Raw genomic sequence first — 13,878 nt, 5'->3', positions numbered from 1 at the left:
GCGTCTTCCAACGCGACCTCCGGCGCAGTTAATTGTGGTGATTCCATTGTCTCTGCTTTCGATTTGCTCATGATTCTGACCTACCTTTATACTCTAATTTCCGAGGGGTAGGTGTCTCAGGTCATATTGGCACAGGGGGCTATCGGACAGTAAATCTTTCAAGGCAGTCGATAGTGAGCGGTAAATCAAAAGCCAAGCCTGTTGCGCAGCTTTTTCTTCCGGTTCGACATCGATTAAGGCTTCAGCCAAATTTTCGCCCGCATCTTCAAATTCACCCTGAAAACCTTTTGTTGCCGCCTTGGCGAGTTTAAAGAGAAAATTTTTGGGGTCGATTTTCAGTGGTCGATTCCAGACAGAAACCCGTTTTCGAAGCATTAACTCGTTTTGAATATCCATGTGCGAACGGTAATTGAAGTGAGCAGAAAAACTGTGTTGATTCTGTCTGGCACTCAGTGTAAATGAAAATGGGGATCAGGTTTTGCTTGTAGCCTGGCCATGCTGCACTATTAACCGGCGTCGAAATTTTGTCAAATTATGATCCGATTGAGCGTCCAATTTTTTTCAGGCAGTTACACAAAAAACTGTTCAAAAATGATTTTCGAAAATCACCAGCGTGTCGATTTTTGTGGGAAAAACTCAACACCGATTAAAATTTGTCCGTAGAGCTGCGGTTCATAAATAGTTTGCAAGTGGCGGTTGTACCCAAAAAGCCGTCGTTGAGTATACACAAGGCTGAACGGCAGGACTGGGTCGGCTGCCGACGATCAAATCTTACACAACCTAGCCAAGAGCTATCCGACAGTCAAATTCCAACCGCTTGATCAAGTTCAATGATCAAGATTGTCAGCCTTCATTCCAACCTCATTTTGCAAATAGCCAATTAATGTTGGTGATCAGGTTTTTTGGAATGACCCTGACCAAGGGCTAAGTAGCGGTATCTTCACGATAGATGCCGTCCTGACCGAAAACGGTAAATTGCTCCACGGCAGCGACATCTGCCCTCTTAAAAATGATGCAGGCTCGCAAGCAGAAGTCTTTGCCCATGAGCTAAGTTAACATGCTAACGAAAGGCACGCTAAAACAGGTGTCTTTCGAATTTCACAGCCAGACGGTATCGCGCATAATGCTCATACCGTCTTCCCAGAATGTGCTTTCAGAGTGCATTGTGGAAAGACGGAATTTTTGCAGTTCTCTAAGAGAGCTCAAAAGCAAGTGCCCATTCAGCACTCAAAATAATGAACCTGTTAAGCGCCTTCGGCGTGATGATTTTAACGGCATTGCCGTTTTTTAACCCTCTGGGAGACTATTTCCTTTGAGGGTAATGGTCTCCATTTTTACTTTACTGTTATTAAGGAGCACCATCATGTACAACAAATCGCAATTAATTGGACGTTTAGGCCGTGATCCTGATGTTCGCTTTACTGCTGGAGGCAAAGCTGTTGCCAACTTAGCCGTTGCGACAAAGGAATCCTGGAAAGATAAAACTTCAGGCGAGCGTAAGGAAAGTACGGAATGGCATCGTGTCGTTCTGTTCGGAAAGCTTGCTGAAATTGCGCGTGATTATCTTCATAAAGGCGCTTTAGTTATGCTTGAAGGTCCTATCCGGACACGCAAGTGGCAGAAAGATGGCGTTGATCAATTTACGACTGAAATTCATGCCGACATAATGAAAATGCTAGGAGGCAAAAATGATAATTCTTCTGGATCATCAACGTCTCCTACAGCTAATTCATCCCTGTCATCCAGTTCAGATTTTGACGATGATTTTGATGATATCCCGTTCTAACGGTCACCTTAGACGCAAATTAGCCTGAACAAGGCGCTGTTCCGTCTTTTCTGAGCGTCGCTAACTATTAACCTTTGCCCTTTGGGACATCATTTGTCCCTTTGGGATATGTGATGTTCCTTCCTTTTCAATCTTTTAGGAGTTACACCATGACTGGTAATAAACAATCCCTGTTCAAGAAATTCGCCGATAAATTCAACTTTAAGGACGAAAAAAGCCTCACCGACACGCTGAAAGCCACGGCTTTCAAGGTTAAAGACGGTGTAGTAACTGATGAACAGATGACGGCTTTGTTGATCGTCTCTGATCAATATGGGCTGAACCCGTTCACCAAGGAAATATTTGCTTATCCCGATAAGCAAAATGGCATTGTCCCTGTCGTATCAGTTGATGGCTGGTCTCGTATCATCAATCAGCACCCCGATATGGATGGTCTGGAATTCGTCTATGACAGCACCTGGATCACTGATGTTCCAGACGCTAAACCCTGCCCTGCGTCGATCGAGTGCGTTATTTACCGGAAGGGCAGAACCCATCCGGTACGTATCAAGGAGTTTTTAGATGAAGTCTACCGGCCTCCGTTTCAAGGTACTAAAAATAATCAGCCCTATTCGATCAGCGGCCCTTGGCAATCTCATACCAAGCGTCTGCTTCGGCACAAGTCCTTGATTCAATGCTCTCGTATTGCCTTTGGTTTCACCGGTATTTATGACCAGGATGAAGCTGATCGTATTATCGAAGGCCAGGCAGAAGTTATTATCAATCCTGCTTCAGATCCAAGTGACAATGCCAAGCGCATTCTTCCTAAGCTCATCAAAAGAGCGTCTGAAAACGCTTCATGGCAAGCGGCAATTGATTATGCCGGCGAAAATTTCGCTGGCATTGATTTGAATTTCATTACGCAGGAACTCAATAAGGCTAAAGCAGTTGCTGAAGCCGTATTGCTTGATGCTCAGAATGAAACTCAATTGCCACTGGAACAAGGCGATTCGGCTCCTCATGAGAAAACCATGCCTCCATCTGGAGCTACTGACCCAAAAAAGCCAAACAGTCAGCATTTTACTAAAGCTCGCGAGGCTTTAAGCTGATTGTTTCGTTCTAACACTTAACCCTAATGGGCATCCTTTATGCCCATTTTGGGAATACAGGGTGCCTCTTTCTTTTGGAGAGTCATCATGATTAAAAAGTTATTTCTTAACAAAATACCGGTAAAAAAAATATCGCCTGACGTGTTTGTCAGACGCAATTACGACAAGTACGACCAACCAACCGTGATCCGTCGTCACGGCATGTATTTTCGAGAAAAACTTTGGAAGGTCAAAAAGTCAGATCGACATACGGGAGATTGATCATGAAAGTGATCAGTCTCACGCAGCGAACGCCAGACTGGCATGCGTGGAGAAATTCGGGTATTTCAGCATCGGAGGCCGATATCGTCTTAGGACTCAGTTCTTACAAGACAAGGTATCGTCTCTGGGCTGAAAAAAAAGGACTCATCCTACCTGAAAATCTAGATCGAAATCCGCATGTTCGGCGCGGCATTCGATTGGAACCAGTCGCTCGTCGAGCTTTTGAAGATCGCCACAACACCCTGCTGTTACCCCTGTGTGCGGAATCCGATGAGCACCCGTTCCTCCGTGCTTCATTTGATGGTATTGACGACAACGGTATCCCTGTTGAAATCAAAGCTCCAACGGAAGCCAACTTTCGTGACGCCCATTGTGTTGACGATCCTGAAACATCATCTTCCATCATTTCAGAAGAAGATTTTCGTGATGCTCAACAAAATCGAAAGGAATCCAAGTTATACAAGCGCTATTACTTTCAAGTTCAGCAACAGATAGTGGTTGCGAATTCGGACAGGGCTTGGCTTTCGCTTTATCTCAATGAGCGCGAGTATTTGGATATTCCGATTCCTCGTGATGACGCGATCATCAACACGATCATTTTCGAAGCAAGAAAGTTTTGGGAATGCTTGAAGACCAATACACCTCCTGAGAGAGATCCCACTAGAGATGTTTTTATCCCATCTGGTGTAGAGCTCGATCACTGGAAGGCATTGGCTTTCTCATACCACAATGCCGAGGCAATGATTTTCGATTACAAGTCTAAAATTAACGCGCTTGAAGAAGAACAATCTCAAATCGAAAGCAACTTGCTGCAATTGATGGGAGATTTTGCGCATGCTGAAAGTGCTGGTTTGCGTGTTAGTCGTTTTCTGCAGCAAGGCGCCATTGATTACAAAGCAGCTCTCAAATCATTGGCTCCTGATCTTGATCCCGCTTTTTTGGAGCAGTTCAGGAAATCGCCTTCCGAGCGTTCTCGCTTCACGAGAAAAGATGAAGGCCATGCGTCTGTGCCTTATTCCATGGAAGAAATCATGTCTTCCATTCAACAAGATGATTACTGGTTTTAGCTGACCATCAGTCATTTTTTCATTTACCCACCGGGGAACCTCGTCCCCGTGTGGGCACGCACGTTCCCCTTGCTTTTTTGGAGGTGTCATGTGCGCAAAACCTACTTCAAAGGGAAAGACCGCTCTTTCAATTTGGATTTATTTGACGATTGGGACTGGCTATTTGGTCCGGAACCTGTCGTTGAGGAAATTCCCTTGTGGTCGGAACAAGACATCATGGACATCAGCGAATGTCTTCTAGAGGATTCGTTGAGGAACCTGTTCGATACGCGATGTTCGATGAAAACCGTTGCGGAAATTCATCAATGGATGATCGCTATCAACGATCCCAATCCGTTTAGTTTTGTGAATTGCTGCAAACTGGCCGGCCTTGATGCCGACGAACTTCGAGATACGATCCTTGATCGCTTGAAACGAATTCGTCGTACTATTCATTTACATTAACCCATACCGGGGAAACACGCTTTCCCCTATCGATGGGCATTGTGGTGTTTCCCCTTTTTTTCTTGAATTAGGAGAAACACCGTGTCCGAAATGAAAAATTTCGCCGTCACCTACACCATCGACTATCAACATCGCGTGGTTGTTGGTGTTTCGGCTTTGAATACCGAATCCGCCATCGAAATTGCCACCAAAGCATTTGATGATGGTGTGATTTGGGACTATACGCCTGAGATGCCGCTTCTTTTCGATGCTTACGAAGAAGTTGAAGGCGAAACACTGCAATTTTCTGCTGAAGCAATTCAGGCTTTTCCAGAACCCGATTCTTCGGTCACACAGATCAAAGCCAATCAGTTTGCGTTTTATTGCGCACAGGCTTTGTTGGCTGGCGAAACACCGACAGCGCTTGAATTTGCAAACAAGGCTTTGCCCCAAGTCGTTCCTTCCCAACCGGAAGAATCGACCTGGCAAGTTAAAAGCGAAAATGGTTGCGAGCCTTTCGATGTGACCGCTGTTAATCAGGAAGAAGCGCTTCGTGACGCTTTGTTCGCCATTGGGTGGTCAGTTTCACCCAAAACGTGATCTGTCACTGGTTGTACTCATTTTTTTTAATTAACCCATTGGGGAGATGTTTTGCTCCCGATTCAGGGTCCTGCATCTCTCTGTTCATTTAGGGAGAAATCCATGCACAACGAAAACATTGAAAATGCCTATGCGTATCAAGCCTGCCAGTCGATTTTGGCCGGCGATCAAAAAGCCGCAATTGACTACGCCAAAAAAGCATTTCCATCGCTACTGGATGAGCCAGAAACCGCTTGTTTGACTACTGTCCAGTTGCTTGATCTTGCTCAAGATCATCATCTTGATATTTCACTGTCTTTAAACGGGGGCTATCGCACAGGGTTTTATTTGGGGGCAAAATCGCCACTAGGCCTTCATAACCTTAAAGGATTCGATGGACTGTCTCATCAAGTACGGCCTGTCGAGCTATTGCGTTATTACTCAGATCCATTTGAAAAGGTTTGGCGTATCGATCGTAAAACGCCCGCAACATCGGTCTATCGGACTTTATCCGGTCTTCGTCAATCGATAGTTAAGCGATTTATCAGCCTCTCGTATTGTTCGCCGCTGATTTACTTCTATTAACGCGATTGATTTTTATCTTTAACCCAATAGAGGGACGCCCTATTTCCCTCTATCGGAAATTGGGCGTCACTCTTCATTTTAGGAGAGCACCATGACGCTTAACACGCAGACAGCGATTGTTTCAAAAGAGGTCGGATCATTTCTCGTTCGGAAAGTACCCAGTATTTTTACTACTCGTACTGGCAAACTCGACATTGTGATTCACAAAGAAACCGACGGAAGTTGGGGCGCTTTGTATGATGGCAAGCGCTATTTCATTGCGATGATTTTTGAAGCCGAAACCTATCGGCCTATTCGATCCAGTCATTCGGTTCCGAAAGAACTACTGGATAATCTGGTTGCATGGGGATTTTGATCATGAAAGCCAGACTCGAAGACGGCTCGATCGTCACCCTCGAAAAAGACTGTCGTTGCATCGATCACGAAGGACCTCATTGGCTCCATTCCGATCACGTGTACCGCCAACTGAATCTTCAGTTGCTCGGTCAAGGTATGTCGCAAACACAGGCTTTTGCCATCGAAGAGCGCGCCCGGTTAACGCGCAAACTTGCCATTATGAAAGCTAAACGCATCGCCGAACTGCTCGCATAACCGTATTCCTATCCAGGAATAGTCCTGTTAACCCTCGCGGGATCATTTCCGCCCGGGAATGACGCCGCGAATTATAATTTTCAATTCAAGGAGTCATCCATGTCTCACACCCTTTCTTACAAACATTTGGTCATCAAATTCCCGCATGAAACAGTGCAGGAACAACTGGCTGATTTTCCGCATTCCTTTTGGCGAGATCAGTTCATCTTGCTCGAACTCTGTGGTCCCAGCAATTGCACGACTTTTCATCCGGTCACAGGACGAGAAGTTTATGCCAGAAACTGGACCACTCGCGCCAAAGGCGATGCCACTGAAATCATCGAAGAAGCCTGCCGTTCAGCTGCGTATTGCGAAGGCCGGAATCTTCGCTTCTACAGAGAACGCGAGACAACTCCTGAACGCTATATCCGTCGGGTTCGAAGTGCTTTGTCTGCACCGGTATCCGTTCAAGAAGCGAACTATTGGGGGATTTCATTGCACGTTCAACTCGATCAAAAGCTCGTCAAAGACGCCCCCTATGCGATTGACCTACTCAATCAGCATGCGTCCTGGCACGAGAACGATGCCAACGAACGCTATTGGATGTTGTACCCGTTAACGTCCTTAAAGGATGCCGCCATCTTGTTCAAATTTCGGTTTTTACCTTTGTCGCCATGGTGCTTTATAGAAACCAACGGCCCTTGTTTTGAACATGAAGCCCGTGGACTTTTTTCATCATCAAATTCACGCGCTGCCTAAATGCTTGGGGTTTCAATTTTTTTATTAAATTTGTCTGCAGTTTTGGCTTGTTCCTCAAGAACGCCCTAACTTAACTAGACAAAATTTTCATTCCACCGAAAGACGACCTTATTCAGGCGTCTTTCGAATTTCACAGCCAGACGGTATCGCGCATAATGCTCATACCGTCTTCCCAGAATGTGCTTTCAGAGTGCATTGTGGAAAGACGGAATTTTTGTAGTTCTCTAAGAGAGCTCAAAAGCAAGTGCCCATTCAGCACTCAAAATAAAGAAACTGTTAAGCGCCTTCGGCGTGATTTCTACTTTTTTTCTTTAACCCGACCGGGGATCATTCTCCGTTTCGGATTGATGGTCACCGGTCATTTTTATAAGGAATTATTTATGAATCTGTCCCTTAGTAACCCAGTCGTTCAATCTCAAGTTGCTTCCGACTTGTCTTTAAAGCAAGCCCGTTATGACCGGCTTCATCATTTGAGACGACTTCAATGGCTCAGCCAGCAAGAACCATGTTGGTCATGTGGAACGCCTGTGTCACCGTCCGATGAATACCAAATTAAAAGGGCGAGCAAGCTTGTCCTAGATATGCCTCCAATGGCTTTTAACCATTGCGACATCAAGAATAGCGACTACGTTGCTTTACTCGATGAATTCGCATTGAAAAACGCTCTTTAATGAAGCATTTCTAAGCGTAATTACTAATTTAACCCCATCTGGGAGAACTCAATCTCCCATTCGGGCGCATGTTTTCTCTTGGATGGATTTCCTTCCTGGCGGCCGGGGCTTAGTTGATGTTCCCCGACAAGCGGAGGGCATCAAGTAAGTCTCGGTTGTTGGGACATTACTAGGAGAAAAATCATGTTTTACCACGCTATAAAAATTGGAACTAAAGTTCGTCCCTTTTGTGAAGATGCACTTCCTGATGTAACTACTGATTCTATAGGCGAAGTTATTATGTTTAAAGAAATCGGTCGCAACCGGAGAGATTTTTACACCATCATTCGCTGGGATAACGGGACAGAATCTTTTCTGAATGCCAGGTTCTTCTTCAAAGCCGTAACGGTCGTCGAAGAGGTGGTGGGATGAATACATCGACCCTAAAATCGCACCGTGTTAGAGATTCGGCTCGCGGTGATTGGCTGTCTGTTTTGGATGCCCTTGCCCCAGAGTTGCAAATCGCTATTGATAAACCGGGTCGGCACATGGCCTGCCCTGTTCATGGCGGTAAAGATGGCTTCAGGCTTTTTCGTGATGCCAATCTTTCCGGTGGGGGCGTTTGTAATACCTGCGGGTTCAAACCCGATGGGTTTTCATTATTGATGTGGTTAAGGGATTGGAGTTTTCCAGAAGCGTTGTCGGCTGTTGCCAATGAGCTTGGACTATTAACTGATTCCAATCACAAAAAGCCTGTTGTTAGACGTAAGCCTCTTGAGTATTCAAAAGCCTCGGTTGACAATGAAAGCTTGGAAGTGATTTTTCAGAAAATTTGGCGGGCATCTAAACCTATCAGTCATCCTGACTCCGAACCGGTAAGACTTTATTTACAGTCGCGAGGGTTGGATAGCGCTATCCCAGATTGGCCAGCTATTCGATTTCATCCCAATATGCAGTTCAAGGATGAAGACGGAAACGTCATTGGCCATTTCCCCGCCATGCTGGCATTGGTCGAAAAAGGTAATGAGTTGATTACCATCCATCGAACCTTCCTGACGCAAGAGGGATGCAAAGCCCCGGTCGATTCACCTAAAAAAATCATGCCGGTGCCGTCTAACAAGCTTTTTGCCGGTTCCGCTGTTCGTTTAGGTTGGCCTGGTCGAGTTCTTGGTGTGACTGAGGGCATTGAAACGGCTTTTGCTGTTATCGAGGCAACCGGTATGGTCACATGGCCTTTGATCTCTTCCACGAACATGCCTCAGTTTTTCATTCCTATGGGGGTTGAAAAGCTGATTATTTGGTCTGATCTAGATCGCTTGTTTGTGGGTTCTTTTGCGGCTCAAAAACTTGCCGAATGTGCTGAAGCTCAAGGTATTGAAGTGGTCATACATGAACCCAAAGGCCCTTTGCCTGCCGATGTTAAAAGCATTGATTGGCTGGATGTCTTTAATGAGGTCGGTCCGAATGCTTTTGCGCTTCGGTCTTGTTCTTCACTATAGGAGGTATTCATGAGTCGGTATGTCTTTAATGCTTATCAGCTGGATACGACTCCTGGCAATCTATCGTCGCCCTTTTCCCCTTCATTGGATTGGACAGGCGACGATAATGCCTATCTTCTTTGGCTAAGAGAGCGATTCCGGTCAAGCCCTGAAGTCAGGGAAAGACTTGGCCTTGCGCACAGGGCTAACCGTCGTCCCAATCAGGAACTTGATATTGTCGGTCCTTACCGCCAGGTTCTTCGCTATGCCATCGATAATTATGGAAAAGCCAAGCAGGTAAGTCTGTGAATTTGCTTTCCTCAACCCAAAACCGAACCTGATGCTTTCAGTGTTCGGTTTTTTTTACTCAAAATTCTTGAAATCAAAACAAAAGGCACATCAAAAAGCTTGTCTTTCGATGCGGTGGAAGCCTCCTTTTTTCATTTTAATGGTTATAAATTTATCCACTAATTTAGTTTTTGCTCATGAAATCCATGAATCAGATAGTTAATATTTCCAGGCACAACTATTTCTTTTTTATCTTTTTTTTGTTCTTTTCAGTGCCAAGCAGTTCAGCTCAAACACAGCAATCAGGCCCACAATCGCTCAATCAAAGCAACTCATCTGAAAACCTTACTAACAATGCTCAGACTCAAATTGAAGAAGCGGCCGAACACTTCGATTCGTTCGCTCTGCTGATGCCACAAGTGTTGAATTCGAAACTCCAGTCTTTTTTAAAGCACGGTTTCAAAGTGTTTTTACTCGAAGACCCTCAAACAAAGCCTGCTGAAGAGCAGATGATTGACTCTTTGATCAAAGGGCTACAAGCATTGGGCAACTCACTCTCAGAGGATTTAGCGAATAACCCTATTCATCAAGACGTTAAGCCAATACCTAAAAAGCCTAATCCTAAACAGTAATAGACAATGACCCCTGTTGGACACTTGATCACTGCTGCATCAATGGCAACGGCATTCATGCGTGTCAATGGTTTATCCTGGACTCATGGAATTGCAGGTCTTCCTGCCTTCTTTGTTGTCAATTCATCACTGGATATGTCTTCTTCCTCAGGGTTGACTTTAATCAGTCTCGGCATGGTTCTCGGCGCCAGAGGTCCGGATCGTCTTGAATTTCCTGTTTTTAATCGATTAACCAAGGTCAGACGATCATTAATCCCACATCGCACATTGACGCATTGGCCTGGCTTTTGGATATTGGCTACGGTAATTTCTTACGCTTCATTTTTTGCAATGGATGACATCCTTTTCCAGTCTATTGCATGTGTCGCAATCGGATTTTGCATCGCGTCATGGCTTCATTTGATCATGGATATCATGACACCCACCGGGATTCCTTTGCTCACGCCTTTTGGGAAGCGAACAACGCTTAATCTTTACAAAACCGGATCCTTTGGTGAATGGTTGTATATTTTGGTTTTTTTAATATCCTCTCAGTTGTTAGCAAGCTTGCTTTCCCGTTTTTTCGCGTGAAATAGATTAAGCAATTCGTCATATCGTCATAAATTCATCTGTAGGAATAAATAATGGCTTTGGATACTTTAACCGTCTATGCTGCTTCGAAGACTGAACATCCCGATCATCTACTTGTTCGTGTTTATTGGATGACCGGCAAGAATCGTCGCAAAGCGATCGATGTCTCCTTTCCATTGAGTTGCCATGATTGCCAGGCTGCCGCTGAAGCTGTAGCCATTCGTTATCTACTTAGCGAGGCGAACATTTTTAATGTCAATCGAACGGGCCTAAACTTAAAGCTTGTCTTTTCAAAAGGCGCAATCAAAAAAATGGCCAAAAATGCGGCCAACAGAAAGAGCTCCCTCAACAATCGAGATCTTTATGAATACGGCTACCCAATCTATACTCGCTACGCTGAAGCCCAGATAGAGGTGTCAAAAGATAAATTTTGGTTCCCAATCCAGGAAGAAATTACTGAGGTCCCGGTTGTCAATAGCCAAGAACTCAAAGGCATCGAAAAGATTGATACAGATTCCTTGGGCGTTATAGCCATAACCCGACATGCCATGGAAAAATATGGTGTGCATTGCGGTACGATCGACATGAACACAACCTGGAAAAACATCAATCGTCGATTTAAGTCTGGGAAAATCGAGCAGATTGAATTGCCATCAAAGGTTTTTGTCCACAAATTGAAAAAATATGGCTCAGCCCCGGAAGTATGGAAGCATCCAGACAATCCACTGCATTATGTTTTTTGTAATCGCACTAATCACAAACTCCTTGTGACAGTATTCAATAAGGATCCTGATGAACTAGTCACATTCAATCCCTCCTTATATAACAAAATCTGACTAAAATTATAGAAATACGATCTATCTCGCTGTTTTCTAAGGTTAGCACGCTAGACTATCACCGTAGTTAGATATTTCGTGACAGATAAAGGCAAACCAGTCGTGAGGCTGAGACGCAAAGTCACCGATCCATGGCATTATGTCAGGGGCAGCGGGATTACCAGAGTCGCGTGACTACCATAGTAATATGCTAGTCCTCCAGGATCTATGGATAACCTCAAAGTCCCTGTCTCAAAATAGGAGACAGGAAATGTTCACTTTAGCAAAAGCAATAATTGCTTCAGGCGCATTGATTTACGGGGCTGCCAATATCGATCCAGTTACCCCTCCAGAAAACACTGGTTTTTCATCAAAACCAGCGACAACTAAGTTCGATTTTGCTCCAGATCATAAAGCCCCTGACACTTTTGCACGTAATGTTAGCGACATTGAAGCCAATGTCGAACAAGCCTCAGAGCACTTCGATGACTTTGCGATGCAAATTCCTGGTGTTTTGGGAAAAAAACTTCAATCTGTCATGAAGCACGGTTCTAAAGCAATCCTCATGGAGGACTCAGAAACCAAAGCTGCCGAAGAAAAAATGATTGGTTCTTTGGTTCAAGGTCTAAGACATATTGGCGATGCGATGGCCGCAGATATGGTTCGTTCCGCACAAAAGGCTCGCGGCTAGAAATTTGGGCTATTTGCATTCTGGGGTTGGAAATCAGAACGATTCATGTTTTTTAATCGCGCCGTTTTGTGCAAAACAGGGTTGGATCGTTGATGAACTCGGTAGCTTGTTATGTGCAATAGTTGGTTGGTCTGTCAATGCACGTTACCGGGCCATCACTTGTCAGTCGGGATGACTATTCAATTACAACGATTAATACATTCTATAATCCAGTCGAATGTCCGGTATCCGGCGAGCAAATTGAAATTATCACTGTGTCATAACGGCCAAAACCGGCCAAAAAAATATATTTGATCACTGACTGCAAACTGGGTCATTGCCGCCAATGATTTGGCTTGGGTCAAAAATCCAGTTAAAACCTAAGCCACGTATGAAAATCACGGCGTTGCTGGTCCGGAATGTTGCGTAAACTAAGCTGCGACTCGAACGCCTGGCTTAAGGATACGGTAAGGGTCAACATGACAACCTCCAATTACATCTATTGGCTCAGTTTGGATGATATACGGAAGGGAAAAATCCTTGCAGTTCACAGATTTATTGTTGCAACCCAAGTTTCGTCGTAGATATACTTTTAACAGCTTAGTAACTTGTTAAATTGCACGGAGAACTAATGAGCATTTTATATTTGGTGAAAAAAAATGATGAATTCATTTCATTTTGTTCATGCAAAGAAGGTCTGGTTGGTGATCCTGGGCAATTAGATTGTCCCTGGTGTGGTTGTGGCTGGTTATTTTCCTGCACAAAATGTAGAAAAGCATTCTCTTTTGCTGTAGCAGCTGAAATTGACAAAACATGGGAAGAAATTGCAGAAGAAGATCTCTATGGTTTCAATAAAAAGCAACCCACACCTGAAGAAATATCAGAATGGGTTGAATTCATGAAAGCCATGCAAAGTCAGATTGAACTTGGAAAAACATACGTTTATCTTGACGGTGTTTTTTTACCAGCTGAAGAAGAACACTTTTCAATGGAAGGTTTGTACGCCAAGCATAAATTTGAGCATGTACCTCAGGTGGCTGCTCTTCAAAATTCAGAAATTGAAAAATTAGTTTTATCAAACCCTGAGTACTGGCGTAAAAATCAAATTTAACAAGTCGCTCAAGCACCAGTCGCTTCGCTCCTTGGACAGTTTTTAAGTCGCGCTTTTGTGGTTTTGCTACGCAAAAGTATTCGGGGTTTGGGCGTACAACCCCTAATCAGTATCTATGGAATGTGGCTTTTAGTCGCACGCCCACAAAATTAACCCGTCAACAACCCCTTCGACTTGTTCCGGCTCTTTGGCGTTGAGCGTTGCAAAAAGGTCATCGACAAGTAAAGTCAAAGCTTCCGGTTTATCAATGCTGACAAAACGGTATGCCCTGTCATACTCGCTATTGCATTTTTTCGGTATCCAGATTTGAGGAAACGATTTCACGAGAAATCCCTGTTTATGTAATATTTCTGCGGCTGATGGTACGCCTTTGCTGGTGAGCCAGTTAATTTCTTTTAACGTATAGTGTGAGCCGACCAAAACGACCACGGGCCGATCTTTGGGCATGGCCGCTACGTTTTTAGCCATCCATGCGTTGCGTTCATGAGGCGTATCAATACCGGTATCGATCGCACTCACCTCCAGGCATGGATGACGGGATTTAAG

At 44.5% G+C, this 13,878-nt stretch carries 20 protein-coding genes, 1 pseudogene and 1 riboswitch; of the genes and pseudogenes, 19 read left to right on the top strand and 2 right to left on the bottom strand.

The genetic code is table 11. The features are described 5' to 3' along the window. Positions 1–93: 93 nt before the first annotated feature. Positions 94–396, bottom strand: a complete 303-nt coding sequence (locus Q7V32_RS13770) for a hypothetical protein (RefSeq protein ID WP_304897559.1) — start codon at positions 394–396, stop codon at positions 94–96. 967 nt (positions 397–1,363) lie between these two features. Here Q7V32_RS13770 and ssb point away from each other — a divergent pair. From ssb to Q7V32_RS13675, 19 genes are all read left to right on the top strand, one after another. Beyond that, complete coding sequence (ssb, locus tag Q7V32_RS13765; RefSeq protein ID WP_304897558.1) at positions 1,364–1,786, top strand: single-stranded DNA-binding protein; 423 nt, start codon at positions 1,364–1,366, stop codon at positions 1,784–1,786. 149 nt (positions 1,787–1,935) lie between these two features. Then, complete coding sequence (gene bet / locus Q7V32_RS13760; RefSeq protein WP_370690742.1) at positions 1,936–2,874, top strand: phage recombination protein Bet; 939 nt, start codon at positions 1,936–1,938, stop codon at positions 2,872–2,874. A gap of 87 nt (positions 2,875–2,961) precedes the next feature. Next, complete coding sequence (locus tag Q7V32_RS13755) at positions 2,962–3,135, top strand: hypothetical protein (protein WP_304897557.1); 174 nt, start codon at positions 2,962–2,964, stop codon at positions 3,133–3,135. 2 nt (positions 3,136–3,137) lie between these two features. Continuing rightward, positions 3,138–4,202, top strand: a complete 1,065-nt coding sequence (locus Q7V32_RS13750; protein WP_304897556.1) for a YqaJ viral recombinase family protein — start codon at positions 3,138–3,140, stop codon at positions 4,200–4,202. Positions 4,203–4,292: 90 nt separating this feature from the next. Beyond that, positions 4,293–4,646, top strand: coding sequence for a hypothetical protein (locus Q7V32_RS13745; protein WP_159653821.1), 354 nt, complete (start codon positions 4,293–4,295; stop codon positions 4,644–4,646). 81 nt (positions 4,647–4,727) lie between these two features. Then, positions 4,728–5,225: a hypothetical protein gene (locus Q7V32_RS13740; protein ID WP_304897555.1), complete on the top strand. Its 498-nt coding sequence runs from the start codon at positions 4,728–4,730 to the stop codon at positions 5,223–5,225. A 102-nt stretch (positions 5,226–5,327) separates the two neighbouring features. Next, a complete protein-coding gene (locus tag Q7V32_RS13735; protein WP_304897554.1) occupies positions 5,328–5,789 on the top strand; it encodes a hypothetical protein in 462 nt (153 codons plus the stop codon). 91 nt (positions 5,790–5,880) lie between these two features. After that, complete coding sequence (locus Q7V32_RS13730) at positions 5,881–6,144, top strand: hypothetical protein (RefSeq protein ID WP_304897553.1); 264 nt, start codon at positions 5,881–5,883, stop codon at positions 6,142–6,144. Positions 6,145–6,146: 2 nt separating this feature from the next. Beyond that, a complete protein-coding gene (locus tag Q7V32_RS13725) occupies positions 6,147–6,380 on the top strand; it encodes a hypothetical protein (RefSeq protein WP_304897552.1) in 234 nt (77 codons plus the stop codon). Between the two features lie 99 nt (positions 6,381–6,479). Beyond that, positions 6,480–7,118 carry a hypothetical protein gene (locus Q7V32_RS13720; RefSeq protein WP_304897551.1) on the top strand — a complete coding sequence of 213 codons (639 nt, stop codon included), beginning with the start codon at positions 6,480–6,482 and terminating at the stop codon, positions 7,116–7,118. Between the two features lie 380 nt (positions 7,119–7,498). After that, the gene (locus Q7V32_RS13715) at positions 7,499–7,789 is read left to right on the top strand and encodes a hypothetical protein (protein ID WP_304897550.1); all 291 of its coding nucleotides are present in this window, start codon (positions 7,499–7,501) and stop codon (positions 7,787–7,789) included. A 183-nt stretch (positions 7,790–7,972) separates the two neighbouring features. Continuing rightward, positions 7,973–8,200: a hypothetical protein gene (locus Q7V32_RS13710; protein WP_304897549.1), complete on the top strand. Its 228-nt coding sequence runs from the start codon at positions 7,973–7,975 to the stop codon at positions 8,198–8,200. After that, complete coding sequence (locus Q7V32_RS13705; RefSeq protein WP_304897548.1) at positions 8,197–9,267, top strand: primase-helicase zinc-binding domain-containing protein; 1,071 nt, start codon at positions 8,197–8,199, stop codon at positions 9,265–9,267. The genes Q7V32_RS13710 and Q7V32_RS13705 overlap by 4 nt, the downstream gene beginning before the upstream one ends. A gap of 9 nt (positions 9,268–9,276) precedes the next feature. Beyond that, on the top strand, positions 9,277–9,555 hold the full coding sequence (locus Q7V32_RS13700) for a hypothetical protein (protein WP_304897547.1): 279 nt from the start codon (positions 9,277–9,279) through the stop codon (positions 9,553–9,555). Positions 9,556–9,740: 185 nt separating this feature from the next. Then, the gene (locus tag Q7V32_RS13695; RefSeq protein WP_304897546.1) at positions 9,741–10,166 is read left to right on the top strand and encodes a hypothetical protein; all 426 of its coding nucleotides are present in this window, start codon (positions 9,741–9,743) and stop codon (positions 10,164–10,166) included. 6 nt (positions 10,167–10,172) lie between these two features. Further along, entirely contained in the window at positions 10,173–10,736 is a 564-nt protein-coding gene (locus Q7V32_RS13690) for a metal-dependent hydrolase (RefSeq protein WP_304897545.1), read from the top strand. Positions 10,737–10,789: 53 nt separating this feature from the next. Beyond that, on the top strand, positions 10,790–11,572 hold the full coding sequence (locus Q7V32_RS13685) for a hypothetical protein (protein ID WP_304897544.1): 783 nt from the start codon (positions 10,790–10,792) through the stop codon (positions 11,570–11,572). A gap of 80 nt (positions 11,573–11,652) precedes the next feature. Next, positions 11,653–11,737: riboswitch (cyclic di-GMP riboswitch) on the top strand. 85 nt (positions 11,738–11,822) lie between these two features. Next, positions 11,823–12,242 (top strand): hypothetical protein, encoded by a 420-nt coding sequence (locus Q7V32_RS13680; protein WP_304897543.1) that lies wholly within the window; start codon positions 11,823–11,825, stop codon positions 12,240–12,242. 610 nt (positions 12,243–12,852) lie between these two features. Then, positions 12,853–13,332, top strand: coding sequence for a hypothetical protein (locus Q7V32_RS13675; protein ID WP_304897542.1), 480 nt, complete (start codon positions 12,853–12,855; stop codon positions 13,330–13,332). Between the two features lie 129 nt (positions 13,333–13,461). On the opposite strand, the pseudogene Q7V32_RS13670 reads toward Q7V32_RS13675, so the two are convergent. Further along, positions 13,462–13,878: pseudogene (locus Q7V32_RS13670) on the bottom strand (hypothetical protein); the annotation flags it as partial.

The sequence above is a fragment of the Methylicorpusculum sp. genome, assembly GCF_030651835.1.
Classification (GTDB): Bacteria; Pseudomonadota; Gammaproteobacteria; order Methylococcales; family Methylomonadaceae; genus Methylicorpusculum.
Note: the sequence above shows the minus strand (reverse complement) of the source record. Positions and strands in the feature narration are given on the sequence as shown.

Bases quoted from the DNA above. Each gene is read 5' to 3' on its own strand.
- Q7V32_RS13770 (WP_304897559.1), bottom strand. From the start codon at position 396: ATGGATATTCAAAACGAGTTAATGCTTCGAAAACGGGTTTCTGTCTGG.
- ssb (WP_304897558.1), top strand. From the start codon at position 1,364: ATGTACAACAAATCGCAATTAATTGGACGTTTAGGCCGTGATCCTGAT.
- bet (WP_370690742.1), top strand. From the start codon at position 1,936: ATGACTGGTAATAAACAATCCCTGTTCAAGAAATTCGCCGATAAATTC.
- Q7V32_RS13755 (WP_304897557.1), top strand. From the start codon at position 2,962: ATGATTAAAAAGTTATTTCTTAACAAAATACCGGTAAAAAAAATATCG.
- Q7V32_RS13750 (WP_304897556.1), top strand. From the start codon at position 3,138: ATGAAAGTGATCAGTCTCACGCAGCGAACGCCAGACTGGCATGCGTGG.
- Q7V32_RS13735 (WP_304897554.1), top strand. From the start codon at position 5,328: ATGCACAACGAAAACATTGAAAATGCCTATGCGTATCAAGCCTGCCAG.
- Q7V32_RS13730 (WP_304897553.1), top strand. From the start codon at position 5,881: ATGACGCTTAACACGCAGACAGCGATTGTTTCAAAAGAGGTCGGATCA.
- Q7V32_RS13725 (WP_304897552.1), top strand. From the start codon at position 6,147: ATGAAAGCCAGACTCGAAGACGGCTCGATCGTCACCCTCGAAAAAGAC.
- Q7V32_RS13720 (WP_304897551.1), top strand. From the start codon at position 6,480: ATGTCTCACACCCTTTCTTACAAACATTTGGTCATCAAATTCCCGCAT.
- Q7V32_RS13715 (WP_304897550.1), top strand. From the start codon at position 7,499: ATGAATCTGTCCCTTAGTAACCCAGTCGTTCAATCTCAAGTTGCTTCC.
- Q7V32_RS13710 (WP_304897549.1), top strand. From the start codon at position 7,973: ATGTTTTACCACGCTATAAAAATTGGAACTAAAGTTCGTCCCTTTTGT.
- Q7V32_RS13705 (WP_304897548.1), top strand. From the start codon at position 8,197: ATGAATACATCGACCCTAAAATCGCACCGTGTTAGAGATTCGGCTCGC.
- Q7V32_RS13700 (WP_304897547.1), top strand. From the start codon at position 9,277: ATGAGTCGGTATGTCTTTAATGCTTATCAGCTGGATACGACTCCTGGC.
- Q7V32_RS13695 (WP_304897546.1), top strand. From the start codon at position 9,741: ATGAATCAGATAGTTAATATTTCCAGGCACAACTATTTCTTTTTTATC.
- Q7V32_RS13690 (WP_304897545.1), top strand. From the start codon at position 10,173: ATGACCCCTGTTGGACACTTGATCACTGCTGCATCAATGGCAACGGCA.
- Q7V32_RS13685 (WP_304897544.1), top strand. From the start codon at position 10,790: ATGGCTTTGGATACTTTAACCGTCTATGCTGCTTCGAAGACTGAACAT.
- Q7V32_RS13680 (WP_304897543.1), top strand. From the start codon at position 11,823: ATGTTCACTTTAGCAAAAGCAATAATTGCTTCAGGCGCATTGATTTAC.
- Q7V32_RS13675 (WP_304897542.1), top strand. From the start codon at position 12,853: ATGAGCATTTTATATTTGGTGAAAAAAAATGATGAATTCATTTCATTT.